Source organism: Rhodopirellula sp. MGV (assembly GCF_002251265.1).
Taxonomy (GTDB): Bacteria; Planctomycetota; Planctomycetia; order Pirellulales; family Pirellulaceae; genus Stieleria; species Stieleria baltica_A.
In genome coordinates this window covers 39,690-64,229 of sequence record NZ_NPDI01000038.1, presented here as the reverse complement: position 1 = coordinate 64,229, position 24,540 = coordinate 39,690, and the positions used below count along the sequence as shown (strand labels likewise).

Below are 24,540 nucleotides of genomic sequence, written 5' to 3'. Positions count from 1 at the left end.
TTAAGATAAAAACTAGCCGATGGATTTTCGACGAGGTCATGCAGTTCCAGCCTTACCGAAGTGCGTTTCAGCATCCCCTCTCGTCACCATCGTGGGGTGAGCGAGCTTGGCACCGTCTGTCTGAGCCCCATTGTCGGCGGCCCTACAGTGTCGCCCAGCCCTCAAGTCTGGCCGAAGAATCTGCATCACAGGGTGAAGAACCGTCGGGGGCGGCTGCCAAGATCGATGAGGACCCGATCCAACGTCGGATGCGAGTCGAAGCGGTGTTGTTGCTTGCCAAGAACCCGTTGACCACGCGAAAACTGGCCCAAATGGCTCACTTGGCGGATGGAACCGAGGCCCGTACACTGGTCCGCCAATTGAACCAACTTTACGACGATTTGGGCCGAGCGATTCGAATCGAGCAGGTAGCTGGCGGATACCGGATGCTTTCCAGAGCAGCCTATGCGCCCTGGCTTGGCCGACTTGAACATTTACCTTCAGCAATTCGGTTATCATCGCCGATGATGGAGACGCTGGCAGTTGTTGCCTACCGTGGTCCGGTTTCACGCGCTGATGTGGAAGCGATTCGCGGGGTAGCGTGCGGCGAGTTGTTGCGACAACTGATGGAACGCGATTTAATTCGAATTTCTGGACGGAGCGAAGAGCTCGGCCGACCGTATCTATACGATACTACGAAACATTTTTTGGAAGTCTTTGGGCTTCCGTCCACCGACGCATTACCACCGATCGACTGGGATCCCTTACAAGATGATGCTGTCGAACCGGAACCCGAATCATCGTCTTCAAATTTCGACCTCAAGTAATATCGACATCAAGAAGGAGTCAGTCGTGAGCCTTGTTGCCTCGTCTGTAGCCAGCACCGCGTCTGGAGCCAACGTTACCGATCCGATCACCACCAATTTTTGGTGGGGCGTTGAACCATTGCCAGTTCAGCCAGTGGCCGTCATTGAAGACGAAGAGGACGAGCTGTACGAAGGCGAGCCTGACTACGACGACGAAGAAGAAGACGAAGATTGGGATGATGTCGACGACGACGTCGATGAGGAAGAGGATGACGACGAGGACGAAGATGACCTCGACGACGATGAAGAAGACGACGACGACGACTGGGAAGAAGTCGACGATGAGGACGACGACGAAGAAGACTTCGGCGATGACTTCGAAGACGACGAAGAAAACTGGGACGACGACGGCGACGAAGAAGACGACGACTGGGAAGAAGAGGAAGAAGACGAAGAGGATTGGGACTGATCACCAAGCTTGGTGAGTGCCCAACCCATCACCCGTGTTCTGATCAGTCCAGTCGGAACAGTTCTCGAAGGGCTTTGACGAGCCCTTTTTGATGGCCTTCAGCGGCGTCTTCTTTCAACGACGCCAGTGGCGGATGCAAGAGTTTGTTGATAATCCGATCCAAACTCTTCTCGATCTCGCTCCGCAACGCCGGCTCACCGCCGAGCAGTTCTAACTTCGGAAGCAAACGTTCGAGTTCGTCTTTTTTGATCTGCTGAGCCTGTTCGCGCAGCCTTTTGATCACCGGGCCGGTCGCACGATGATTCAGATCAGTCAGCAAACGTTTGGTCTCTTCCGTGATGATTCGCTGTGCCTTGGGCCATTCTTTTTCCCGCTCATGGCGGTTCCGTTGGCAGGCGGCTTGTAAATCATCGATCTGATACAGGTACAGATTGCGAAACTCGTCGAGCGCCGCGTCGAAGTCACGTGGGACTGCCAAGTCGAGCGCCAACAGCACTCGGTCTTTTCGACGTGACCGAATCGATTCGAATTGTTGAGCGGTCAGAATCGGCGTCGTCGCGGAGGTGGTCCCCACGATCACATCCGCTTGGACAACTTGATCGAGGAACGTTTCCCAGGGAGCATGTTGAACGCCGAAGGCTTCGGCCAAGTTTTTCGCTCGATCCAAACTGCGATTCAGAATCACGACGTTATTGGCGCCGGCCTGGATCAAGTAACGCAGTGTTTCTTCGCCCATCTCCCCCGCACCACAGATCAGCACACGTTTGCCGACCAGGCTGTCGAACACTTCGGGGATGACTTCACCGACAGCCACACTGGGCACACTGACCCGGCGGCGATGGATATCAGTTTCGGTGTGTACGCGTTTGGCGGCGTGGTTGGCCGCTTGGAACACCGCGTGGGTTAGCGGGCCCGCCGATCCGAGTTGGCATGCGAGTTCGTACGCTTGTTTGACTTGCGACAGAATCTGTGATTCGCCAATCACCATGCTGTCGAGACTCGACGCAACTGTGAACAGGTGCTCGATCGCATCGTGACCGCTGCGATAGATCATCTGTTCAACGACGTCATCGGCGGGCAAAGAATGCTGTTCGGCAAGGAACGAGACGACCGCATCGCGGTCAGGTGAACCTTGGTCGTCGGCGGTCGTGTACAGCTCGGTGCGATTACAGGTGCTGATCAACACCAATTCGCCGTCAGGGAACCGGCGACGAAATTCGTTTAGCGCCGTTCCAATTTGGTCATTCGTAAATGCCACACGCTCGCGAAAATCGACGGCCGAATCGTGGTGGCTGCATCCAATCATCTGCAGCTGCATCAGCTCACCCCGTGCGAACTAAAGATGACGCCGAAGAGCGCTAACATCAAAAAACCGAGGCTGGCCAGCGTCATGTAAAACGCTTTCCGGCCGCGACTGGCCGGTCGATAGAAAAACTCTGTCGCGGTCGCCACGCACAACCAACCGAACAATACCAAGCTGAGCAGGATCCCGCTGTCTGTCCAAACCAACCGGTTATTTTGGTTCAGATTCATAATCATTCCGGCGACCACACCGATCGCGACCGCTACGGTGCTGACGATTAACAGTTGGCGGTTAGCGCGGTCCAGCGTCTCCAGCGTCGGCAAACGAAACCTTGGAGAACCAGCACGCTTTTGTTTCAGCCGTTTGGATTGCACCAGGTACATCACGCCGGACAAAAAACCGATCAGCACGGCGCCAGTTCCGACCATCATCGCCAATCCATGGACCGAACCCCAAACATCGGTAGCATGATCACGCGAAAACGGTTCCCAACCACCGACGAAAACCCCCAGACCAATTGTCGCCAAGATCAACGGCAAAAAGAAAAAGCTGATGATCGTGTCACTGCGGCGGACGTAGGCGACGGTGAAGAATATCGCCAGCCCCAGAGCGAGCACCAGCGACCACTCTGCCCAACTGGAAAGCAGCCCGAGTTTCTCATCGACTTGGACGTCGATCACACGCAAAAACAGAAAACTGACCTGCGTGAACAGGCCTAGCCCCATCATCAACAGCACCGCAGCCGATCGCGCATGAAATGTCACCACCAGTCGCGACAGTTCAATCACAAGCGCGAGTAGATAACTGGTGAAAAAGCAGGCGACGGATATCTGGTGCAGGATTGCGAACACGAAAGCGGTTCGAAGGTGGGCGAGGGGTATGAGGGGGGAGGCGGAAAACTATACAACCTCGTTAAATGTCAAACGACGTGGCAGTTTCCACGAAAGGAAAGTTTTGTCGCAGAAAAACGCGGTGACGCGGAACCCCAATCAGGGTCTTCCCCATCGTACACGTGTTTTCAGCAATGGCCATAGGCGACACGATACCGCCGGTGACTGGCCACGGCCGATTTACTCCCAAGGGTCCGAAAGCCAGCAGCGGACGTCGATTTTTCCAGTGGTTCGGTTTTGTTTCATGTTGCCGATGCGAATTCGTACCGCACCAACTTGGGCTGTTACATAAACGCCACTGCCGGTTTGAGACAGCATTTGACGGACTTCGGTTCGGGCGGCACGCTGGCTGCCGCTGACGACCGTTTCACGCGGCCGAGCCCAAGCCAACACCATGTCAGCGTTCATCCGCAGACTTCCGTGATGCGGCGCCATCATCACACCGCCTGGCGTAGGACGCGGCCCGTCAACGAGCACCTCTGTCCCCGGTGGCTCCAGGTCGCCAGGCAACAACAAAGGTACCCTACCCTGTTCGATTTCTAACACCAAACTGTTCGCATTATCGCTGCCGCCCACCCCACTACGCGGCGGATGCAAAACTCGAAATGGCAGCTTTCGGTATCGGGCGTCGATATCGTCCGTCATGTTTTCACGACAGAGTTCGATGACCGGAACACCGGCGTGTTCGATCGCGTTTCTTAGCCGCTCCAATTGTGAGCCAGCACCATGGAGCATCCCGGGCGGGGTGTAGACCGCATCGATGCGAAACCGTTGCAACAGTTTCGGCAAGGCGTTGTAGTGATCCGCGTCAGCGTGTGAAAGCAAGACACCATCAAGATGCGTCAGCCCCAGTAACCAGAGTGCGGTATCGATCGGATAAGAAGCCCCTTGGCGGTTACCTAATCGCCCACAGTCATACAGATAACATCGGTGTTGTGGCGTTCGGACAATCACACTGGTGCCGTGCCCGACGTCGACGAATGTTGCTTCCAAAGTCGACGGCGGTAACGCAGCGGGACGTGTTGCCAGAAATAAGTTCACGACGGTCCAACCGGCGATCCAGCCGATTCGCGCTGTTCGGGCAATGCGATCGTTGCAAACCAATGTCGCCGCCAAACCAACAAAGAACACGACAACGCTGTATGCCGGTGGTGATGGCAACCAGAAGTGTCCGTTCGGAATGGAATGCGTCCAATCAATCACCCACGCCATCCATCGCAAGGACCACTGACAGACAACGCCGGGTAGGTACCCCAGCCAACTTGCCAGCGGATCCAGGAGCACAACCAGCACGCCCGCTGGTAGCGCGAGCATCAATCCGGCCCACACCAGCACATTGGTCAATACACTGACGGTCGAGATCAAATGGAACTGTGACCAGACATAAGGCAAACTGACTGCCGTCACACAAGCACTCATCCAAGCCATCTGCACGAAGAACCGAACGATCGCTTTGCCCGTGCGAATCCAGCGAGATGAAGCCCCTTCGATCAATTGTTGGAAACTCTGCTCGCGCTCTCGTTCCAATTGCTGATGTAGCGATAAGCTCGGCATCGATCGCCCCGCCAGCATGAACGTAATGACGGCAAGGAAGGACAAGTGCACGCCGATCGAAAGCACGTTCAGCGGATTTTTGATCAACAACAAAATCGCCGCGAAAGCTAGCGTGTTCAGTGGCTGGCTGGTACGACGAAAACAAGATGCCAGCAGCAACACGCCGATTAATACTGCCGCGCGAAAGACAGGCGGACGACCACCGGTCATTGCCACATAGACCGAACTAAGCAGCACGATCACTAAGAATTGCGTCGCCGGCCGGAAGCCAGCAGCAGCGATTCCCCACGAAACAAAAACGACGAGAATTGCCAAGTGCATTCCGCTGACGGAAAGCAGGTGTGCGGTTCCGGTGGCGAGCAGCGCGTCTCGAGTGTCAGCATCGACCAATTCACGTTGGCCCAAAATTAACGCCAGTGCGAGCGGCCCGGTGTGCGAGTCGGTGTGGCGGAGCAGCGATTGTCGACCGGAGTTTGAAACGGTCGAAATCAACCGGCCAAACCAATCCTTTGACGCTTCTAACAAAACGATCGACTGGTCGTTCTTCGTTTCCAGTCGGCAATGCAGTCCGCGTCTCCGATAGGCAGGACGTAAATCTGGCTGCCCCGGATTGGTCGGCGGGTCGAAAGCTCGCAGCCAACCATAAACTTCCAAGCGATCGCCTGGGTGATAGTGACTGAGGTCACCGTCGGCACTGACCAGCACAGATCCTGTAACCGCTTGATTGACGCCGTCGACCCGGTGGGTGTCGATGGCAACGATCAATTCACTGAGAAACGAGTCGGGTGAGTCGATCGATTCGCCATTGGATCGCAACGTCACTCGCTCGGACAGTTCTCCTTGGACGATGACTGGGACCGCATCGTCACCGATCAAGCGATGGATCGATGCCGAACGGTAGCTCTGTTCCGAAATGGCATGCCAGCTCGCGAACAGGGACAAGACGCCGACGGCACTCGCGATGCACCTCAGGCGTTTCGCTTTCTTGCTGTCGACGGAATCCATGTACCGAATTGAAAATTCAACCGCCAGCAACGCGGCAATCGAAAGTCCGCCCCAACACAGCAAGTTGGAATGGATCCCGAATCGAGCAACCGCAAAGACGGACCGATCGATCAAGATGCCCGTAACTGCGAACACCATCGCGAACAAAGCGGGATAGCGATGCAGCAATTCTCGCGTCGACAGGTCGTCCTGAAGCCACGTCCGTTGACTGGAGTTCGCTCGCAGCAATCGTTGCCCTCTCGCGTTCGATGAGTCCGTCGGTTGGGAATTCGTCAGTCGGCTGATAACAATCGCGGCAAAGCAACTGTTGGTGGGATGGTATGATACTGGTTACCAAGAGGGGAGTGGCGAGGTGACGACGATGATCGTCCAGAAGTGTGCCAAGAGTCGGTTCGTTTCGAGGCTTGGAACATCGCCTCGCCAACCCTAATGGCTGCCCAGGGTCACGCAGAACGGCGCAGAAATGTTCTGGCGTCCTAGGGGGCAAACAATGGATTTGCGGCGACGTAAAATAGGCGAGCCGTTTTGACTTGACCTCGCACGACATCGTTTTTAAAGACATCGCTATGAAGTACAGGCTGACCCCTTTGCTCGTCTGTTTCCTCCTCTTCGGTTCGACATCCACCGTGCCAGCGCAAAACGCCACCTCCAAATTGACCTACCCCAACACCGAAACGGTTGACGTGACGGACACCTACCACGGCACCAGCGTGGCGGATCCGTATCGTTGGTTGGAAGACACCGAAAGCGACGAGACACGGGCTTGGATCGAAGCCGAAAACAAGGTCACGCAGGATTACTTGCAGGCGTTGCCTGGCCGTGAAGCGATGCGCGAGCGTCTGGAAAAACTATGGAACTACGAACGATACGGCATTCCGACACGGCGCGGCGATCGTTACTTCTATTCGCATAACGACGGGCTGCAGAATCAAAGCGTGTTCTACACCGCCGATTCACTGGACTCCCCACGCAAGGTCTTGATCGACCCAAACAACTTGAGTGGCGATGGTACGGTCGCGCTCGCATCTACCGCGATCACCAAAGACGGAACACTCGTCGCCTACAGTCTGGCCGACGGCGGAAGCGATTGGCGGACTTGGAAAGTACGCGACGTGGCGACCGGCAAAGACCTGGACGACGAAGTCCGCTGGGTGAAGTTCAGCGGGGTCGCCTGGATGCCCGACAACAGCGGTTTCTTTTACGCTCGCTATGACGCACCCGTCGAAGGTTCTGAACTGCTCGGGACCAACGAAAATCAAAAGCTGTATTTCCACGAGCTGGGCAGCAGCCAAGACGATGACACGTTGATTCTGTCACGTCCCGATCATCCCAAGTGGGGATTTTCGCCAATCGTCACCGAAGACGGGCGATACTTGGTAATCCACAACTGGAAAGGAAGCGAGCCAAAATCACAAGTCTTTCTCAAACGGCTTGATCAAGACGGTGCCGAGGTCGAACCGTTGATCACCGGCTTTGACGCCGAGTATGACTTGATCGCGACGGTCGATTCAAAGCTTTATTTTCTGACCGACCACGAAGCACCCCGTCGCCGCGTGATCGTGATCGATGCCGATTCGCCCGAACGCGAAAACTGGAACGAAGTGATCGCCGAAAGTGAAAACGTCATCGAGTCAGCGAGCCTGTTCGGCGACGTGTTCTATGTCAGTTCGCTGAAGGACGCCCGCAGCCTGATCACGCGTCACGAAATCGGCGGCGCATTGATCGACGAATTCGAACTTCCTGGACTTGGCAGTGTCGGCGGTTTCAACGGATACCAGGACGCCACCGAAACATTTTTCTCGTTTACCAACTACGTCACACCGGGCGCGATCTTTCGCGTCGATTTGACGGACCCATCGCCAGCAAAAGCCACTGCGAAGTTGTGGCGTCAAAGCGAATTGGACTTGGACCTGGATTCATTTGTCACCGAGCAGGTCTTCTGCACCAGCAAGGACGGCACCAAGGTACCGATCATTATCACCCGTCACAAAGACACCAAGCTGGACGGCAGCAACCAAACGTTGTTGTACGCCTATGGTGGTTTCAACATTTCGCTGACGCCGTCGTTTTCGCCCGCCAATGCGGCTTGGGTCGATGCCGGCGGGATCTATGCCGTCGCCAACCTCCGTGGTGGTGGCGAGTACGGTCGCGAATGGCACGAAGCCGGAATGCGTTTGAATAAACAGAACGTCTTCGATGACTTTATCGCGGCTGCCGAGTACCTGATCTCGTCGGGTTACACCTCCAGCAAGCACCTGGGGATCCGTGGCGGCAGCAACGGCGGTTTGCTTGTCGGTGCGGCGCTGACTCAGCGTCCGGATCTGTTCGGAGCGTGTTTGCCAGCGGTCGGTGTGATGGACATGTTGCGATTCCAAAAGTTCACGATCGGTTGGGCTTGGGTCGGCGAATATGGCAGCAGCGACGAAGCGGATCAGATTGAAAATTTACTCTCGTATTCGCCGCTGCATAACATCAAGGAAGGTGTGTGTTACCCCGCCACGTTGGTGTCAACGGCCGACCGAGACGACCGCGTTGTCCCTGGACACAGTTTCAAGTTCACCGCGGCGCTTCAAAAAGCACAAAGCTGTAACAATCCAACCCTCATCCGGATCGAAACGCGAGCCGGTCACGGCGCGGGGACTCCGGTCAGCAAACGGATCGAGGAATACACTGACCTTTGGACCTTCTTGAAGGCCAACCTTCAGTAGTGACCCATAGCGAGAATGGTAGGCAGGAACTAACCTCTTAGTTCCTGCGCGCAATCGAAGTGATACCGTGACGTGTCATGGAATGCCGCTACCGCCTACCCGCGCTCAAGATCATGCATCTTGCTACTCCGACGGCTCCGAATTACGGGCGCACGTTTCCGCTGTATGTTCCGCCCATCGATTGGTTTTTTCTGATCGATGATAGCCCACGGTACACGATGTCCTTCTTCCTGGACCTCGATTTCAGCGGACAACTCGATCGGTCCATTTTCGAAGCCGCAGTGGAAGAAGCGTTGCAGCGTCATCCGCTGTTGCTCTGTCGCGTGGCGCCGGAAAAGAATGATCGGCTTTGTTGGGTGCTAGCACCGGAAGACATCGCGGCGGTCGATTGGGCCGACGCGTCAGAGCCGATCGAAATGGGCGACGGCTATCTAGACCTGCGCAAGACAACAGGATTGCGAATTTGGGTTCGGCAATCGTCCCACAAGGCCACCGTCACGATGCAGTTCCACCACGCCGCGTGTGACGGAACCGGTGCGTATCGATTTGTCGGCGACCTGCTCGGTTGCTACATGCGGCGATTGGAGAGCTGCGCCGGTGAAGTTGATCTCTCGAACTTTGATGTCGCGTCGCTGAAAGTTCGCCGGTCGAAAATGCGCAGCATCATGATGCACGACAGCGCGCTAAAAAAGTTTCGCCAAGCGGCCGCGCAGGCCTACGATCACATTGGGACGCGTGTCGCGCCACTGAAACCGCCTGCGAATCCGCCCAAGTCGTTTGTTTTACCCGCGATGGAGAAGCAGACCTTCACCGCTGGTGACCTGGCCAATTTGCGAAAGGCGGCGACCTCACAAGGCGGCACGCTGAACGACTTGTTCCTGAGCAAAATGTTTGTTGCGGCACACCGCTGGAACGGATCGTTCGGCGGTTCGCGAAAGATTCGGATCCTGGTTCCGGCGGACATGCGCGACGGTGACGATTTTGAAATCCCGGCGTGCAACATGACCGCGTGCACGTTCATCTCGCGTAGCCCTAGCGAGATCGATGACGAAAAACAGTTGATGGACTTGGTCGTTCGCGACACGCTGGCGCTCAAGAGCGGCCAGTTGCAAAAAGACTTCGTCAATTCAATCACCACCGCAATGGAAGGCAACCTGTTGCCGTGGATCCTGTGGGCGAGTCGTTGCTTGGCCACCGGCGTGTTCTCCAACGCGGGTGACCCATCACGCCGATTCACCGGCAAGTTGCCAAAGAAACGCGGCAAGGTCAGCTGTGATGAATTCACGTTGGAAGCGATCACTGGCGTCCCGCCGCTGCGTCACAATACACGCAGCACATTGTCGTCAAGCATTTATGGCCGCCAGCTGACGTTCTCGCTGCGCTGCGATCCGTATTTGTTTGGCAGCGAAGACACGAAGCAATTGTTGGAACTGTTTTGTGACCAGCTCCGACCGCTCTGTTAAGTCGGTTTAGCGTTTTTCCGATTTGCCATCGGCGGGCTTTTCGGCCACCGACTCCGCTGGCGAAGATGTTTCCGGTGGTGTTTCGGGTAACGCTTTCGCTTCTGGCTCAGACGCCAACATGTCCGGTGCGGGTCCGAATTCGCCGAACTCCGGCCAACCTTGATTGAAACGTGTCTCGGCGGTGAAATCGACCGAGGGGCGTTCGAATTCTTCAGCGGTGCTGCCGTGACGGCTGCGGCGACCAAAATTGAAATACCCACCGGCAAGTTTGGTTTTGTCACGAATGCTGCCGCCTTGGAACGGGCCGATGCCCATGACCCAGGTGTCTTTGGCGGTGGCAATCGACTGCCGAACGCCGGATTGCCAAATCGGTTGGCGTGTTTCACGGTCGTAAGCGAAAGCGGCGATCTTTGCCGCCGCCTCGCGTGACTCGCGGCGGGCGATCGAAATCTCCGGCAGGGTTGGAATGATTGGCGTGTTGGGGATCGCTTGTGCGGCGGTGTTAAAGGCGTTGTTCTCTGGAATGCCGTAGGTGACCAAGTGATCGTCGGTACCGAGTGCACCGACACGGGCTTCGATGATCAAGTCTGCTTCACCTGAAGAGTCTTGAATCAAACAGCCAGCTGCCAGGATCTGCTGCCGCAAGCAGCTGATCACATATTCCGCGTTGGTGTACCCTTCGCCTTTGACGGTCCGCAGATAGCTGGTGTCCAAGTACACCTTGCGGCCGGTCAGCGGTCGAAAGTCTAAATCCTGGATGCTTCGGTCGACCGCATCGCTGACCACCAGCTGTTCGGTGGCACGGTGTTCTCGCGTCGTTCCGCAACCGCACAACGCGACCACCAGTGGCGCCGTGATTAAACACAGCGTCATCATTGGGGTGGCAGATCGGGCGGCGTGAAACATCAACGCGTGAAACAACAAGTGATCGGAAAGCGGTTCCAGGTGGGAAGGAACAAAAAACGTTCCTCAAAAAGACTTACCTAGCTGGCATTCGGTGTAGCTGGCAAGTCCGGTCTTTCCGAAGACTTTAGATCTATTTCACCCGGTAGCCAATTTCGGCCAGTTTTTTCCGGATCGCCTCGGCATGATCGCCTTGCAATTCGACGAGGTCGTCATTGGATTTAACTGTTCCGCCGGTGCCACAGACGGTTTGAAGCTGCGCAAGCAAATCCTGCAAGTCGTTTGCCTGTGCGGTGAGCCCACTGATGACGGTTGCCTTGCGGCCGCCTTTGCGTTTTTCGATTTGCACGCGAGCGGTTTGCTTTTCAGGGGGCAAACGGTTGGCCTGCTTTTGTTTCGCCGCTTCATCGGCAGCCTTCTCTTCGGCCGTACACACGCACTCGTCTTCGGTTTTGCCGCATCGCTCACACGTCGGCGGAATATAAAACTGCGTCCCGGCGAAAAGGCTAGCCATTGGATCGATGTAGGGGAGGATTAGCTGGAGGTAACAACAATCGAACTCGTGTCGATGTCCCGAACCCTTTGATGAAAAACGGGTCTGCTTACAATGTACGCCAACCACAGCAGATGAGCGATGACAGAACGACTATCTACATTCGGCAAACGGTTAGCCCTCGATTCCGGGATCGGCGAACTGATGCGCGACCTCGGCGACGCATTGGCAGCGGGCAACTCCGAAACATGCATGTTGGGCGGCGGACAGCCTTCACATATCCCGGCCGTTGACGCCATTTGGCAACAACGATTGACGGAGATCGCGTCCGACCCGGCGAAGGTTTCACGAGTGCTCGGCGACTATGATCCGCCGGCGGGTGACGCCGCATTCCGCGATGCTGTCGCAAAGTTCTTTTATCGGCAATTCGGTTGGCCGATCACCAAGGACAACGTCTGTGTGACAGCCGGCGGGCAGACCGCGTTCTTTTTGCTTCTCAATGCGATCGCGGGTCGTTTTGATGATCGTGAAGCACGCAAAGTATTGCTTCCGCTATCACCCGAATACATTGGCTATGCCGACCAGTCGGTGTCGACGGAGTTCTTCCGAGCGACCAAGCCACTGATCCACGAAACCGGTCCGCACGAGTTCAAGTACGAGATCGATTTCGACGCGTTGCAGGTCGACGATTCGATCGCCGCGATGTGTTTGTCGCGACCGACGAACCCATCATCCAATGTCGTCAGCGACGAAGAGCTTGCGAAGCTGTGTGGAATCGCTAAAGAGAATCAGATCCCACTGATTATCGACAATGCCTATGGGTTGCCGTTTCCCGGAGCGATCTTTGGCGATGCGGTTCCACACTATGACCCGTCGATGATCCTGACGTTCAGTTTGTCCAAGTTGGGGCTGCCCGGTACGCGGACCGGCATCGTGATCGCCGAACCCGAAGTGGTGCAGTACCTGTCGTGCATGAACGCGATCAGTTCGTTGGCGAACAACAATTTGGGACAAGCGATTACCCTGCCCTTGTTCGAAAACGACCAAATCGCCACGATCAGCCGAGACGTGATTCGGCCTTACTATCGCGAGCGTTCACAACAAGCTCGGCAATGGTTGGTCGATTCGATTGACCCGTCGATCCCGTTCCGCATCCATCGCTGTGAAGGCGCGTTCTTTTTGTGGCTCTGGTTGCCAGGCTACCGATTTCGTCCGCCGAGCTTTACGAACGGTTGAAGCGGCGCAACGTGTTGGTCATTTCGGGACACCATTTCTTCTTTGGCCTCGAAGACACCGAGTGGTCGCACCGCGACGAATGTTTGCGGATCAGCTACACGACCGATCCTGACGTCCTGCAGCGTGGATTAAAAATCCTTGGTGAAGAAATCAACTCGCTGTATCAGGTTACGGTACCATAACGGTTTGCTGCTGATTCGCCCCAGGCAAACCGAACATGACACTGCATCCTCAAGCGAAGGCCTTCATCGAAAACATCGCTCAGCAAGGTCGACCGGGCTGGCATGAACTCGACGTCGAAGAATCCCGTGAGCTGTACCGTTCGCTGGCTCCCTTGTGTGGGCCGCGTCCCAACTTGCAACGGATCGAAGAGTTGCAAACGGACAACGGCATTCGGTTGCGTTTGTATTGTGACGCGTCCGATCCGCGGCCAGTGATCATGTTCTTTCACGGCGGTGGTTGGGTGTTGGGCGACTTGGCAACACATGACGGTGTGTGCCGCCGTTTGGCAAAAGAATCCGGATGTGCCGTCGTCGCGGTTGATTATCGGTTGGCACCGGAAATTCAATATCCGGGACCGATCGATGATTGTTATGCGGCAACCGAATACGTCTATCAGAATGCCGAATCTCTTTCGGTCGATGCGTCGCGCCTAGCTGTCGTTGGCGACAGTGCTGGTGGGTACTTGGCCAGTGTCGTCGCGATCCGGTCTCGTGATCGTGGCGGGCCACCAATCGCCCAGCAAGTGTTGATCTATCCGGCAGTCGAAGCCAACTTCGATACCGGATCCTACCGGTCGTTTGCCGAAGGACACGGATTGACCAAAGCGACGATGCAGTGGTTCTGGGATCAGTTCCTTGGCGAGACAGATCCGGCGAAGGCATCGTTGTTGAACACCGAATCGTTGTACGACCTTCCGCCGGGGATCGTCATCACAGCCGAGTACGACATTTTGCGTGACGAAGGCGCGGCCTATGCCAAGCGTCTTGCCGAATGTGGTGTCGACATCGATCACTGGCGTATCGAAGGCATGCTGCACGGCTTCGTGCACTTTGCCGGTGTCTTTGATCCGGGAGTCGAAGTCATCCGCCAGCTTGCCAAACAGATCGAACGAAAGCTGACAGAAGTGACTTCGTAAACCGGTCGTGCGATTTACCATACCGAGTATGAGTGTCGCTAAAGCGGTTTGATCCGAAACGATTCGACAAAGATCGCATACAGAACCGGGATCAGGTACAGCGTCAGGAACGTCGTCAGCAGCAACCCGGCAATCATACACCACGCCAAGCCCGCCCATAGCGGACCACCGCTGAGTGCCAGCGGGATCAACCCGCCGACCGTCGTGGCGGTTGTCAAAAAGATTGGCAGCATTCGTTGCTTGCCAGCTTCTAACAGCGTGCTTCGGAATTCCTCGCGACTGATACCGGCGATTGGGCCGGTTCCATCCGAATTCGCGGCGCGTTCGGAAAGCAAGATGTCAGCGAACTCGATGAAGATGATCGCGGTATTGAGCACAATACCGAACAACGCCAAGATGCCTAGCTGTGGCATAAAGCCCAAAGAGTTGCTGGACACAAACAGCCCCAGCCAAGCTCCGGCAAGGGCCATCGGCAAGGTCGCCAGAATCAACATCGGCTTTGACCAGCCGTTGTATTGAACGATCAAGCACATCACGATCAGCAAAAACGAAATCCCAAAGGACTTCATCATCTGTCCGCCAGCCTCTTGGCTCTCTTCGTACGACCCACCGGTTTCGATATGAAATCCGACCGGTAGAGACGCTTCCAAACGTTTGAATTCGTCGAGGTGCAACACACGGTTGACGACGTCGTTGCCTGTCACACCGGGTTCCATCTGCGCCGAAACTTTGATCACGCGATTCATGTCACGGCGTTCGATCCGAGCCGGTTCCCAGGAGAATTTGAAATCGGCGAGTGACGATAGCGGAATTTTTCCGTTGTCGCCTTCGACAAACGATTCCTGTAACTCACGAATCGAATGTGTTTCGTCGGGACGAAGTTTGAAATAGATCGGAACTTGATGATCGCCTTCGCGGAAGGTGGTCAGCCGCAGGCCCGAGTAGTACGAGTTCAGCGTCTTGGCGACTTGAGCGTTCGTCACGCCCGCCAAGGTCGCGCGGTCCTTTTCGACATTCACCAACACTTGATAACCGTCGACGCCCCAGGAGTCGTGGACATTCCACGTCTCTGGCTGTTCGTTCACGATCTTCTTTAAGCGGTCTGCAGCTTGTTGCAACAACGCCGGATCGGCAAAACCGCTGCCGATCACACGAAAGACCAACGGATCCGCTGGCGGGCCGAGTGCCAGCTTCACCGGGACGACTCTCGCACCCGCGATCGGGTCAATCCCCATTTCCGCGTCACCGCGTTCACAGACTTGGCGCAGTCGATGGGCGAAGTCAGACGTAAATCGTCCGTCGGTGGTGCGGACCAGGATTTCGGCAAAGTTGCGTGACGGCGGTTCGGGGGCCCAAGCCAAGTGCCATCGTGAACCGCCACCGCCAACCAGCGTCCGCATCGCACGCAGCCGCTGTGTCTTTCCGTCGTAAGTCGTCTCACCCGGACGGACGGGACTCAGTTTTCTGACGACAGCTTCGACCTGCTGCGTGATTTCATTGGATTGCTCAATGGTCGCATTCTCAGGCAAGTGAACTTTGATCGCGAACTGGTCACGATTGGCGTCCGGAAAAAATTCCGAACTGACCGGCAGCGACATGATGAAACCGAGCAACAGAAATGTTGCCAATAACGTAGACCATTTGAATCGAAGCGCCAGCATGCCAGTTTGCTCATAAAACTTGAACAAGAAGTTTCCGCTAGCGGTGCTCGTGCGATTCTCCGGCGAAGCCGAAGAGGAATGTTGGCGAGTGAATGGCAAGCGGCTACTGATCGCGAGTGCCAAACGGACCAGGGGTGACGCGGGCGTGTCTTGTTTGGGAGCCCGAATGAATAGGCCGGCAAGAATCACACACAGCGACATCGCCAACACCCAGCTGAGCGCAAGCGTAGTCGAGACCGTGACTGGCAAGCTGTAGACGTATTCTTTGCCGCCGCCTTCGAGTGAAATCAACATTGGCACAAACGCGGCCATCGTGGTGAGTGTTCCCACCAGCATCGGAATGGCCAGTGTGTTCGCGCCCTCGATCGCAGCCTGGAATGGCTCCATTCCGGCAATCTGGTTGGTTCGAGCTTGGTCGCACACCTGCACCGCATTGTCGACCAACAGCCCCAGCGAAATGATCAACGCGGCCAGGGAGATCTGTTCCAGTTGAACACCGAAAAGCGAAATGAATCCGATCGACATGAGCACGACGATCGGGATGTTGGCTGCCATCACAAACGATGTTCGGAATCCGACCACCAAGAACACGACGACAACAACGATCAGGACGGCTTCGACGACATTTAAAACGACTTCGCCGATCTTGGCCGAAACGTTCTCCGACTGGTCGCTGACCGGTGTGATTGCCAGGTCAGGCGGCAGACGTTTTTCAATGTCGGACAGTTCAACGATTCGGTTTTTGACCGAGTCACAGATTTCGATAATGTTGGACCCCGATTTCATCGTGATTCCAAGCGTTACTGCTGGTGAGCTGCCGTGTGGATCACCGAAGCGACAGTAATACCGAGCGGGATCCTCGTAAGCGCGGCGTACCGACAACCCAAGATCGGTCAAGTAAACGCTATTGCCACCTTCGTCCGTCTTTACGACGCTGGCGATCTGGTTGATTTCATTGATGGCGTTGAATTCACCGGCTGGCTTGACCGAAAAGTGCCCCGCGGACGTGTCGATCTCGCCGCCGGGTTGGATGATGTTGCGATCGTTGGCCAGCCGTTCGAGTTGTTCGGTCGTAAGGTTCAGCTGAGACCAATTGCCGAGATCAGTTTCGATGAAGATTGCTTCTTCACGAACACCAAACATGTCCACTTTGGCGATCCCTGGCAGCAAACGCAGGTCGTCTTGGATGTCTTCGGCAAAACGCTCTAGCTGACGCAAACTGTATCGGTCTTCGGGACGAACGTCGGTGCGCCCATGCACGGGGACTTGATGGATCGCCAGGACCAAGACCGCCGTATCGCCGAATTCGTCATTGACGAAAGGCTTGATCGATTCCTCGGGCATCGAAATGGTGTCGACACGATTGCGGACCTTATCCCAGACCGCTTGAATCTTTGCCGGTGGGACGCGGTCATCCAGTTCGACAAAGATCGTTGACTGTCCGGTCACCGTAGTCGAACGGATGTGATCGACCTCTTCGATACTGATCACTTGCTGTTCGATTTTGTCAGTGATCAGCTCTTCGACTTTTTCGGCTGGCGCGCCCGGCCACTGCGTTGAAATCACACAAACACGAATCGTGAATTCGGGGTCTTCGCGGCGTGGGATCGTGAAGTACGTGATCGCACCCCAGGCCATCAACAACAGCGTGGTCGATAAAACGATCGGGCGATAGCGAACCGCAAGTTGTGGCAGGTTCATTGCGCAGCCTCCACGCTAGTATTGTCCGGTTCATTTCCAGGTGACGACGAGTCGGCAGTTTCGTCCTGCGGTTCTTCCATCGACTTGACGGGAATCTCGTCGCTTGGCAATTCGCTGGTGATCACATTGATGTGCTCACCATCCATCAGAAAGTGAACGCCTTTGAGAACGATCTTGGTTCCTTCGGCAAACGCTTGGTCGCCGATCGGTCGGATTTGGAACACCGAACCGGAGTTTAAGTTCGCTGGCATCTCTGCAATGACTTCGGTCTTTTTGACTTGATCGCCGTCAACGACAAAGACATAGGTTCGGTCGGACGCTTCATAGATGGCTTCGACGGGAACGTAGAAGCCCTCCTCGGGTTCGCCATCGTCAAGGCTGGCGGTGACCAAGTCGCCGGGACGCAGCATCCAGTGTGGGCCTCCATCGACGACCACACTACGCCCATCCCAATTTGTGCGGTCGTCATCAGGGAATTCCAGTTTTCCGGTGATCAACGAATCGTGATCGACCTTCACGCCACCGTCTTTTGTGTTGGACAAAAACAATACAGGCCGAAAAACCCAATTGCCAAGGAACGGGATTCGTGCATCGAGCACACTGACGTAGTGCTTTTCGACAAGTGTGACTTCTTTCAACCGTTCGCCGAATTTTCCGTTGGTTGCTACCCAGACGTAGTCGCCTTGGTCATCGTGTTCGATCGAGTTCTCTTCGACGACCAAGATGTTTTCAGGGGCCCCGATGATCTTGTTTAATTTCAATGGCCAGATGTCTTCGGTCAACGCATACGATTCACCACCTGGAATGCGTGATACTGGGGGACGGTACTGCTCGTTCATGATCAACAGCGATACCGAAAACGTTCTTGTCGAAGGGTCGGCGCTTGGCGAGACGTTGTAGACCATGGCATTGCGTTCGGCACGACTGCCGTCCGGCATCATGAAGGACACGGTCAATTGTCGGCGGCGTTCGAGGTCACGCGATTGTTCGGCGGAAACTTCGATCGCGACTTTGATCGGGTTGATCATCTGCAGCGTCAACACTGGTGAACCGGCTGTCACGACGCTGCCAGGGACCACTTGGACTTCAGAGATTTGTCCGGGGTAAGAAGCGTAAAGTACCGTGTGTTCCAAATCGCGTTGTGCGTTACGCAGTGTCTGCTTCGCCGCTTTGACACGAGCGTCGGCAGCCTTGCGTTCGACCTCGGCTTGGCTTTTCGAAGCTTCTAAACTGTCGAGTCGAGCTTGTTCGGTGGACAACCGGTTCTGAGCGTCTTCGTATTCCGATTGAGACGCCGCATTGGAGCGTTTTAGCTGGTCGATCCTTTCAAAGTCCGACTTGGCGAGGATCAAGTCAGCTTGGGCGGAGCGGATGTCAGCGGGGATAGAGTCTCTGATCCGTGTTGAGATGACTTGCGAATCCAGTTCGGCGGCTTCCAAAGAGGCTTGCGCCGAATCGACAGCGACTTCGTATTGCGCCGGATCGATCGCTGCCAAGGGTGTCCCCTCGCGAATCACCGTCCCGTCGGCGTCGACCGTCCGTCCGTCGATGTTCTTGCCGGGTTCCAAAACCCACATCACTCGCCCGCTGACTTCGAATCCGATCTGTTCGGTTTTCCAAGACGTCACCGATCCGGACACGTTAAAAGAACTCTCCGGCACGATGCGACGGAGTTCCATCACCGTGACCGGTCGTGCCGCTTTGGGCGGTAAATCGGGCTTGGCGCGGGAGCAACCTGTGCTCGCGACACCGATCGACAGGGCGAGCCCGACGGCGACTCGACGCGCGGCAACAATGGGTGATACAGACCAACCTGCCGCTGCAAAGCGTTGAAACATGTCTGTGGGTCCGAAGTTGAATTGACGGGTTGCCGCTATGTACCGCGGCAATACTCAGAAATTACACTGGTGAGTGTATTTTTCGGAGAAGCGAAAGTAAACCCATCAGTGTAATTTGTGACGTTGTGTTTTTTAGTGGCGGCGAATACGCTTGCCCACCCGGTTTTACGCCGCAAAAAGGGGGCGTGGCGTCCCGCTTGTCAATGAGAGGTGAATCGTTCACCGACAAAGAACAAATTCATGAAGCATTCCGATCGAAAACGGGCGGACATTTTGGCGGCTGCCGTCACCGAATTCCGTGCCTATGGGTATGACAACACCAGCATGGATCGGATTGCCGATGCGGCAGGTGCCTCCAAACGGACCGTCTACAATCACTTTGGAAGCAAAGACCAAATGTTTGAGGCGATCGTCCACGAGCTGATGGACCGCTCCGACGTGTTGAGCGACTTTCGATACGAACCGGATCAGCCGTTGCCCAAGCAACTCAAGTCGATCGGCAACCAAATCCTGAACGTTTTTTCGGATGAGGGTTATCGCGATTTGGCCCGGGTGGTGCTGTCACGATTGATCGTCGTTCCCCAGTGCAGCGCGATCATTTCTGAGCACTCCAGCCGCATCAATACGATGCTAGCGGATTGGATGCGAGCGGCTCATCGAGATCAGCGGCTGAATGTTCCTCGCCCGGAACTGGCGGCCGAACAATTTGTCGGCATGCTGATGTCCTTCGGATTCTGGCCGGCGTTGTTTTGCGTCCAGAAAAAAGGGCTGGATGTCAAGCAGTCGACCTTCGTCAATCAGACCGTGACGATGTTTCTAAAAGGCTATCAGCCAGACTAAGACGGCTGACGCTTGTTGCTTGTGGCTCCGAGAAAGCATCGGTTTCGCGGAGCCGGAGAAACGGGAACTTCAGGCCGCGATCAGACGCTGCCCATGCCGTTGATGCGACGCCAAGCGCTGAACTGGCCCATGTGAATCATCAGGTGGCCGCTCATATAGAATCCGTGCGCCGACGCGATTGTCGGGAACTTTTCCTGCATCCCTTCGGTTGGGTTCGGCGCATCAAACAGATCATTGGGTGCCGTCTCGAGAGTCTGGATGGCCAAGTGATGGGAGCGACGAAATGCTTCGACGACCTCTTCCATTGAGGGGTACAGCGTGCCGTCAGCGTCGTCGGTGCAGGTGGCGGTTTTGCTAAAGCACTCGAGGAACTTTTCACTCGGTTCGATCGACGAGGAATCGGTTCCCAGCTGAGCGACCACACGGCAAGGATAGAGACTCAGGTGGCCCAGAATAAAACACGGGTGATTCGAATTGACGGTGGTCCCGCCGGCGGTCGCGAAGCGGGCGAACTTGTCCGGCGTGACATCGGTGAGCAATCGTTCGGCATAACCGAGGGCCAGTTTTCCAGATGCCGCGATCATGTTGCCAATCAAGTGTTCCGTCTGACTCATTTCATTGATTCCTTACTGGTGGTGGCGAGAAGCTGGCTGTGAAGCGGATAGTGTAGTGAGATGTATTCGTGGGACCGAGTGGACATCGGATAGAAGTTCGGCGGCCACATGATAGATGTTCATCAGCCGGTCGGCCCGCTGCACGATGCCAACAATTCTGATGGAAATCACCAAAATCTCATCCAGACCGCCTCGAATTGGCATTCAATCGGTGATCGACGGGAGGGGAACGACAAACCCGTCTTTACGCGGCACGTCCATTTTTCCTATATCGCCATGACAACAAAGTCTGTCTCGACGACGCGAAGGAATGGCAATGCTGTTGGCACAAACGAACCCCGATGGGACTCCCTTGGACGAATGGATTGATAACCTTTGGTTCAATTCATCCGGCTGGGTGACCTCTGGCATGGTGATGAATGTCGTCTATGCCGTGGTGGGATTGATCGCGATCTTTTGCGGTTACTTTGTCGCTCGCTATTTGGCGCGGATCGTCAGCGGACCGATTTGCAAACGCGTTGACGAGACCTTAGGTCGGTTCGTCGGGAATGCGATTTTCTACAGCGTGATGATTGGTTTGATCACGTTCGTGGCCAGTAACCTTGGGTTTCAACTCGGCGGCCTGACCGCGATTTTGGCAGCGACTGGCTTTGCGATCGGCTTGGCATTCCAAGGCACACTCAGTAATTTTGCTTCGGGTGTTCTGATGATCGTCTTTCGCCCATTCAAAGTCGGCGATGTGGTCAACATTGCCGGGGTGACCGGAAAGGTCAACGAAATTGACCTGTTCACGACGACGTTGGATACGCCGGATAACCGTCGATTGATCATCCCCAACAGCTCGATCAGCGGTAGTACGATCGAGAACATTAGCTTCCACCCGCATCGCCGAATCGAGATTTTGATCGGGGTCGACTACAAAGCAGATATCGACGCGACACGCCAGACACTACAAGAAGCGTTGGACCTCTTCGCCACCGACACGATTCAAGGCGAAGGACGTGGCAATAAAGTCGTGCTCGCGAACTTGGGTTCGAGCTCGGTCGAATGGAAAGTCCGCATGTGGGTCGCAAGTAGCGAGTTTTGGAAGTTACAAGAATCATTGACTGGCGAAATCAAACGGCGATTGGATCGCGCCGGAATTGGGATTCCCTATCCTCAGATGGATGTACATCTACGTCGCGTCGACAATCCCGACACGTCGGTGCCGATGCGTCCAAAGATCCGACCGGCACGTCGCCCGTCGTCGATGCAAGACAATTTGCCCTATGCGGGTTAGGCAACGATCTTTCAACATTGGATGTTGGTAACACGGGGCCATGCAACAGCTCTGTCGAATCCTCCGGCACGCCCATTGCCGAACCACGCACCATCGATTTGCCATCGATGCGTTATCCGGTGTGAAAACGCCAGCGGGAAAACGTTTGGCGTTGTGGTTGCTGCGTCACTACCCACGATACCTCCAAGGCTCGATCGACCCCGACGTACGCTTCCGTGATTTTCACAATCATGTGTTGCACGTTCGCGATGGCAATTGGGGTGGTGCGACACGTGTGGCACACCAGTGGTATCACAAACTGCATCACCATTTGCACCGGGAACGGTTTGACAAGGCCGCCCACGCGGCAGGCGTGTTGACACACTATGTCAGTGATGTGATTCAGCCACTACACACCGTCAGCGAACCCGCCGAGGCGGTGATCCATCGACCCTTCGAATGGACCGTTGACCGTTCATACAATCAGATTCTAAGACACCGTGATCGGCATGGCATCTCGGTGCGGTTGGGGCTAGCGGATGATTCCGCATGGCTCGGTTCATTGATGATGCATTCGGCACGGCATGCGTCCAAAAAGGTGACGGAATTGACACGTCGATACCGTCTTGATGAGGCGGTTCATCAGCCGAAAGCGGCATTAGACATGGCGTTACTCGATTCCTTGGCCGAATTGTTCGCGCTCACGCTGACGGCGATCGCCGCGATAATTGATCGTGTCGCCAATGAGACGGAAGCGTTCACCGGCTATCCGCTTCCGGATTGTGGTTTGACGCTGGCGACTTGCCGAGCGACTTCGACCGCACCGATCGGTGTTGCCAAAACGACGCTAAAATCGTTCTTTGACAAACGGCAGATTCGCCGGTTGGCAAGCGAATATTCCCGTGAAGGAACCTTGGTCGAATACTTGCCGCCGGAGATCGACATCAAACGTCGCGTCATCGAAGTCTATCATCAAGAGCGAAGTCTGAAACGATCCGCACGCCGCGCCGCCTAATCAATCACTACCTTGAAGAGTCCAATGAAAGCCTTCGACGCAACCCGACGTTTCTTCCACCGCGCTGCCGATCACCTGGATCTTGCCGGCGGTCTCCGTGAAGCAATGATGATGCCTCAGCGCGAGGTTCAGGTGCAGGTTTCGATCGAGCGTGATGACGGGACGTTAGCGAATTTCGTTGGCTTCCGCGTTCAGCACGACAAGAGCCGCGGGCCGATGAAAGGCGGACTGCGATATCACCATGAAGTCGACTTGGACGAAACGAGAGCTTTGGCCAGTTTGATGACCTGGAAAACGGCCGTCGTCAACTTGCCCTATGGTGGCGCAAAGGGCGGCATCGGCGTTGACCCAAGAACGCTTTCCTTACGTGAGAAAGAACGACTGACGCGAGCGTTCGTCGATCAAATTCACGATATCGTTGGACCCGATACCGACATCCCAGCGCCCGACATGGGGACCGATCACCGCGTGATGGCTTGGTTCCGAAACCAATGGGAAAAATACCACGGGTTTAACCCGGCAGTGATCACCGGCAAACCCGTCGAAGAATACGGCGCCAAAGGTCGGGAAGAAGCAACGGGACGTGGCGTCGGATCGCTGACCGTAAAGACCGCCAAGCGTTTGGGAATGAAACCCGAACGCTCTCGCGTGGCCATTCAAGGCTTCGGCAATGTCGGATCACATGCCGCGAAGTTCCTTTGCGAAGCCCAGTTCCCGATCGTTGCCGTCAGCGATATTTCCGGTACCTATTTCTGTAAAGACGGTTTGGATATCGGCTCGGTATTCCACCACAAACTTGAACATCCGCAAGGCTTGCTGGAAGGCTACGATCGCTGCGAAGTTCTGCCCGTTGATGCGCTGCTGACACTCGAGGATGTCGATATCTTGATTCCCGCTGCTCTCGGCGGTGTGATCACCGAGGAAAACGCTCGGCAGATTTCGGCGAAGGCAATCATCGAAGCCGCCAATGGGCCGGTTGATCCAGACGCGGATTTGATTCTCGCCGATCGAGGCATCACGATTCTGCCAGACATTTTGGCCAATGCCGGCGGGGTTACAGTCAGCTATTTCGAATGGGTGCAGAACCGACAGCACTATCGGTGGAGTCTCGATCGCGTTCGGCAAGAGCTTGATCGCACCCTTTCAGATGCATTCGAAAACGTTTGGCAAACGGCGCACGAACGCGAGATCTCTTTGCGGGATGCCGCCTTTATGATCGGGATTTCGCGCGTGCGACGCGCAAGCGAACTTGCTGGTCGATAAACGGTCAGTCGCGATCAATTTGATAAATGACGGTGTTTACCTTTGATGACACCGTGCGCTATCAAAACTAGATTTCGCCGAAGATGATCCCTGGGTCGACCGGCTGATAAGTTCGGGCGACATAGCGGTAGGACATGACAAATCCAAAGATTGCCAGGATCGCCAAGAGGTTTAATAGGCAGAAGAACACGAACTCACGCTTCCGCCGGCGGGCATGCCAACGGTGGCGTCGAGCAGCACGTGCAGAAGGCCGCAGTTTTGGCGTTCTTTTGCGATGTGACAGTTCAGCTGAATTCGACATTCGGTACGATCAAAAGAGAAGACAAGCCTGTGCGTCTTGATTGATACGTTCGTTAGTGCAGGACACAGTTCATAGACTGCGCACCAAACTAATCGCGAAACC

Annotated in this window: 20 protein-coding genes; 11 read left to right on the top strand and 9 right to left on the bottom strand. The window is 55.5% G+C overall.

Annotated features, from left to right (window positions below; genetic code table 11):
* Positions 1-38: 38 nt before the first annotated feature.
* Together scpB and CGZ80_RS27965 are read left to right on the top strand one after the other, a co-directional pair.
* Positions 39-806 (top strand): SMC-Scp complex subunit ScpB, encoded by a 768-nt coding sequence (scpB, locus tag CGZ80_RS12935; protein WP_094415005.1) that lies wholly within the window; start codon positions 39-41, stop codon positions 804-806.
* 25 nt (positions 807-831) lie between these two features.
* Positions 832-1,254, top strand: coding sequence for a hypothetical protein (locus CGZ80_RS27965; protein ID WP_158222682.1), 423 nt, complete (start codon positions 832-834; stop codon positions 1,252-1,254).
* Between the two features lie 43 nt (positions 1,255-1,297).
* Here CGZ80_RS27965 and hemA read toward each other — a convergent pair whose 3' ends face one another.
* From hemA to CGZ80_RS12915, 3 genes are all read right to left on the bottom strand, one after another.
* Positions 1,298-2,572 (bottom strand): glutamyl-tRNA reductase, encoded by a 1,275-nt coding sequence (gene hemA / locus CGZ80_RS12925; RefSeq protein ID WP_094415003.1) that lies wholly within the window; start codon positions 2,570-2,572, stop codon positions 1,298-1,300.
* A complete protein-coding gene (ccsA, locus tag CGZ80_RS12920; protein ID WP_094415001.1) occupies positions 2,572-3,408 on the bottom strand; it encodes a cytochrome c biogenesis protein CcsA in 837 nt (278 codons plus the stop codon). Before ccsA ends, hemA begins: the two co-directional genes overlap by 1 nt.
* A gap of 219 nt (positions 3,409-3,627) precedes the next feature.
* A complete protein-coding gene (locus CGZ80_RS12915) occupies positions 3,628-6,234 on the bottom strand; it encodes a ComEC/Rec2 family competence protein (RefSeq protein WP_094414999.1) in 2,607 nt (868 codons plus the stop codon).
* Positions 6,235-6,572: 338 nt separating this feature from the next.
* On the opposite strand from CGZ80_RS12915, the gene CGZ80_RS12910 reads away from it, so the two are divergent.
* The gene (locus tag CGZ80_RS12910; RefSeq protein WP_094414997.1) at positions 6,573-8,714 is read left to right on the top strand and encodes a prolyl oligopeptidase family serine peptidase; all 2,142 of its coding nucleotides are present in this window, start codon (positions 6,573-6,575) and stop codon (positions 8,712-8,714) included.
* 113 nt (positions 8,715-8,827) lie between these two features.
* On the top strand, positions 8,828-10,177 hold the full coding sequence (locus CGZ80_RS12905; protein ID WP_143543903.1) for a hypothetical protein: 1,350 nt from the start codon (positions 8,828-8,830) through the stop codon (positions 10,175-10,177).
* Between the two features lie 6 nt (positions 10,178-10,183).
* Here the strand turns inward: CGZ80_RS12905 and CGZ80_RS12900 are convergent, their stop codons facing one another.
* Entirely contained in the window at positions 10,184-11,083 is a 900-nt protein-coding gene (locus CGZ80_RS12900; RefSeq protein ID WP_158222681.1) for a DUF6655 family protein, read from the bottom strand.
* A gap of 130 nt (positions 11,084-11,213) precedes the next feature.
* The gene (locus CGZ80_RS12895; protein WP_094414991.1) at positions 11,214-11,594 is read right to left on the bottom strand and encodes a translation initiation factor; all 381 of its coding nucleotides are present in this window, start codon (positions 11,592-11,594) and stop codon (positions 11,214-11,216) included.
* 120 nt (positions 11,595-11,714) lie between these two features.
* Between CGZ80_RS12895 and CGZ80_RS12890 the strand changes: the two genes are divergently transcribed.
* From CGZ80_RS12890 to CGZ80_RS12885, 3 genes are read left to right on the top strand one after another with little or no spacing between them, the layout of a single operon-like run.
* On the top strand, positions 11,715-12,809 hold the full coding sequence (locus tag CGZ80_RS12890; protein ID WP_198953681.1) for a pyridoxal phosphate-dependent aminotransferase: 1,095 nt from the start codon (positions 11,715-11,717) through the stop codon (positions 12,807-12,809).
* Positions 12,810-12,820: 11 nt separating this feature from the next.
* The gene (locus CGZ80_RS28265; protein ID WP_198953680.1) at positions 12,821-12,991 is read left to right on the top strand and encodes a hypothetical protein; all 171 of its coding nucleotides are present in this window, start codon (positions 12,821-12,823) and stop codon (positions 12,989-12,991) included.
* Positions 12,992-13,026: 35 nt separating this feature from the next.
* On the top strand, positions 13,027-13,947 hold the full coding sequence (locus CGZ80_RS12885) for an alpha/beta hydrolase (protein ID WP_094414989.1): 921 nt from the start codon (positions 13,027-13,029) through the stop codon (positions 13,945-13,947).
* 38 nt (positions 13,948-13,985) lie between these two features.
* On the opposite strand, the gene CGZ80_RS12880 is transcribed toward CGZ80_RS12885, so the two are convergent.
* Positions 13,986-17,309, bottom strand: coding sequence for an efflux RND transporter permease subunit (locus CGZ80_RS12880; protein WP_094414987.1), 3,324 nt, complete (start codon positions 17,307-17,309; stop codon positions 13,986-13,988).
* Entirely contained in the window at positions 17,306-19,147 is a 1,842-nt protein-coding gene (locus CGZ80_RS12875; protein ID WP_094414985.1) for an efflux RND transporter periplasmic adaptor subunit, read from the bottom strand. Before CGZ80_RS12875 ends, CGZ80_RS12880 begins: the two co-directional genes overlap by 4 nt.
* A 240-nt stretch (positions 19,148-19,387) precedes the next feature.
* On the opposite strand from CGZ80_RS12875, the gene CGZ80_RS12870 reads away from it, so the two are divergent.
* Positions 19,388-19,987: a TetR/AcrR family transcriptional regulator gene (locus CGZ80_RS12870; protein ID WP_094414983.1), complete on the top strand. Its 600-nt coding sequence runs from the start codon at positions 19,388-19,390 to the stop codon at positions 19,985-19,987.
* An 80-nt stretch (positions 19,988-20,067) separates the two neighbouring features.
* Here CGZ80_RS12870 and CGZ80_RS12865 read toward each other — a convergent pair whose 3' ends face one another.
* A complete protein-coding gene (locus tag CGZ80_RS12865; protein WP_233148396.1) occupies positions 20,068-20,601 on the bottom strand; it encodes a DinB family protein in 534 nt (177 codons plus the stop codon).
* Between the two features lie 316 nt (positions 20,602-20,917).
* On the opposite strand from CGZ80_RS12865, the gene CGZ80_RS12860 reads away from it, so the two are divergent.
* The 3 genes from CGZ80_RS12860 to CGZ80_RS12850 are packed head-to-tail and all read left to right on the top strand — an operon-like array spanning position 20,918 to position 24,137.
* Positions 20,918-21,880, top strand: coding sequence for a mechanosensitive ion channel family protein (locus CGZ80_RS12860; RefSeq protein WP_233148395.1), 963 nt, complete (start codon positions 20,918-20,920; stop codon positions 21,878-21,880).
* Between the two features lie 40 nt (positions 21,881-21,920).
* Positions 21,921-22,874: a zinc dependent phospholipase C family protein gene (locus CGZ80_RS12855; RefSeq protein WP_094414979.1), complete on the top strand. Its 954-nt coding sequence runs from the start codon at positions 21,921-21,923 to the stop codon at positions 22,872-22,874.
* Between the two features lie 24 nt (positions 22,875-22,898).
* Complete coding sequence (locus CGZ80_RS12850; protein WP_094414977.1) at positions 22,899-24,137, top strand: Glu/Leu/Phe/Val family dehydrogenase; 1,239 nt, start codon at positions 22,899-22,901, stop codon at positions 24,135-24,137.
* A 67-nt stretch (positions 24,138-24,204) separates the two neighbouring features.
* Here CGZ80_RS12850 and CGZ80_RS12845 read toward each other — a convergent pair whose 3' ends face one another.
* Positions 24,205-24,438 carry a hypothetical protein gene (locus CGZ80_RS12845; protein WP_094414975.1) on the bottom strand — a complete coding sequence of 78 codons (234 nt, stop codon included), beginning with the start codon at positions 24,436-24,438 and terminating at the stop codon, positions 24,205-24,207.
* Between the last annotated feature and the right edge of the window lie 102 nt (positions 24,439-24,540).

What these genes read in the sequence shown, in the direction of transcription:
- CGZ80_RS12895 (WP_094414991.1), bottom strand. Translation starts at nt 11,594, where the DNA reads ATGGCTAGCCTTTTCGCCGGGACGCAGTTTTATATTCCGCCGACGTGT.
- CGZ80_RS12860 (WP_233148395.1), top strand. Translation starts at nt 20,918, where the DNA reads ATGCTGTTGGCACAAACGAACCCCGATGGGACTCCCTTGGACGAATGG.
- CGZ80_RS12900 (WP_158222681.1), bottom strand. Translation starts at nt 11,083, where the DNA reads ATGTTTCACGCCGCCCGATCTGCCACCCCAATGATGACGCTGTGTTTA.
- CGZ80_RS12905 (WP_143543903.1), top strand. Translation starts at nt 8,828, where the DNA reads ATGCATCTTGCTACTCCGACGGCTCCGAATTACGGGCGCACGTTTCCG.
- scpB (WP_094415005.1), top strand. Translation starts at nt 39, where the DNA reads ATGCAGTTCCAGCCTTACCGAAGTGCGTTTCAGCATCCCCTCTCGTCA.
- CGZ80_RS12885 (WP_094414989.1), top strand. Translation starts at nt 13,027, where the DNA reads ATGACACTGCATCCTCAAGCGAAGGCCTTCATCGAAAACATCGCTCAG.
- hemA (WP_094415003.1), bottom strand. Translation starts at nt 2,572, where the DNA reads ATGCAGCTGCAGATGATTGGATGCAGCCACCACGATTCGGCCGTCGAT.
- CGZ80_RS12865 (WP_233148396.1), bottom strand. Translation starts at nt 20,601, where the DNA reads ATGAGTCAGACGGAACACTTGATTGGCAACATGATCGCGGCATCTGGA.
- CGZ80_RS12855 (WP_094414979.1), top strand. Translation starts at nt 21,921, where the DNA reads ATGCAACAGCTCTGTCGAATCCTCCGGCACGCCCATTGCCGAACCACG.
- CGZ80_RS12875 (WP_094414985.1), bottom strand. Translation starts at nt 19,147, where the DNA reads ATGTTTCAACGCTTTGCAGCGGCAGGTTGGTCTGTATCACCCATTGTT.
- CGZ80_RS12910 (WP_094414997.1), top strand. Translation starts at nt 6,573, where the DNA reads ATGAAGTACAGGCTGACCCCTTTGCTCGTCTGTTTCCTCCTCTTCGGT.
- CGZ80_RS12890 (WP_198953681.1), top strand. Translation starts at nt 11,715, where the DNA reads ATGACAGAACGACTATCTACATTCGGCAAACGGTTAGCCCTCGATTCC.
- CGZ80_RS12870 (WP_094414983.1), top strand. Translation starts at nt 19,388, where the DNA reads ATGAAGCATTCCGATCGAAAACGGGCGGACATTTTGGCGGCTGCCGTC.
- CGZ80_RS12880 (WP_094414987.1), bottom strand. Translation starts at nt 17,309, where the DNA reads ATGAACCTGCCACAACTTGCGGTTCGCTATCGCCCGATCGTTTTATCG.
- CGZ80_RS12845 (WP_094414975.1), bottom strand. Translation starts at nt 24,438, where the DNA reads ATGTCGAATTCAGCTGAACTGTCACATCGCAAAAGAACGCCAAAACTG.
- CGZ80_RS12850 (WP_094414977.1), top strand. Translation starts at nt 22,899, where the DNA reads ATGAAAGCCTTCGACGCAACCCGACGTTTCTTCCACCGCGCTGCCGAT.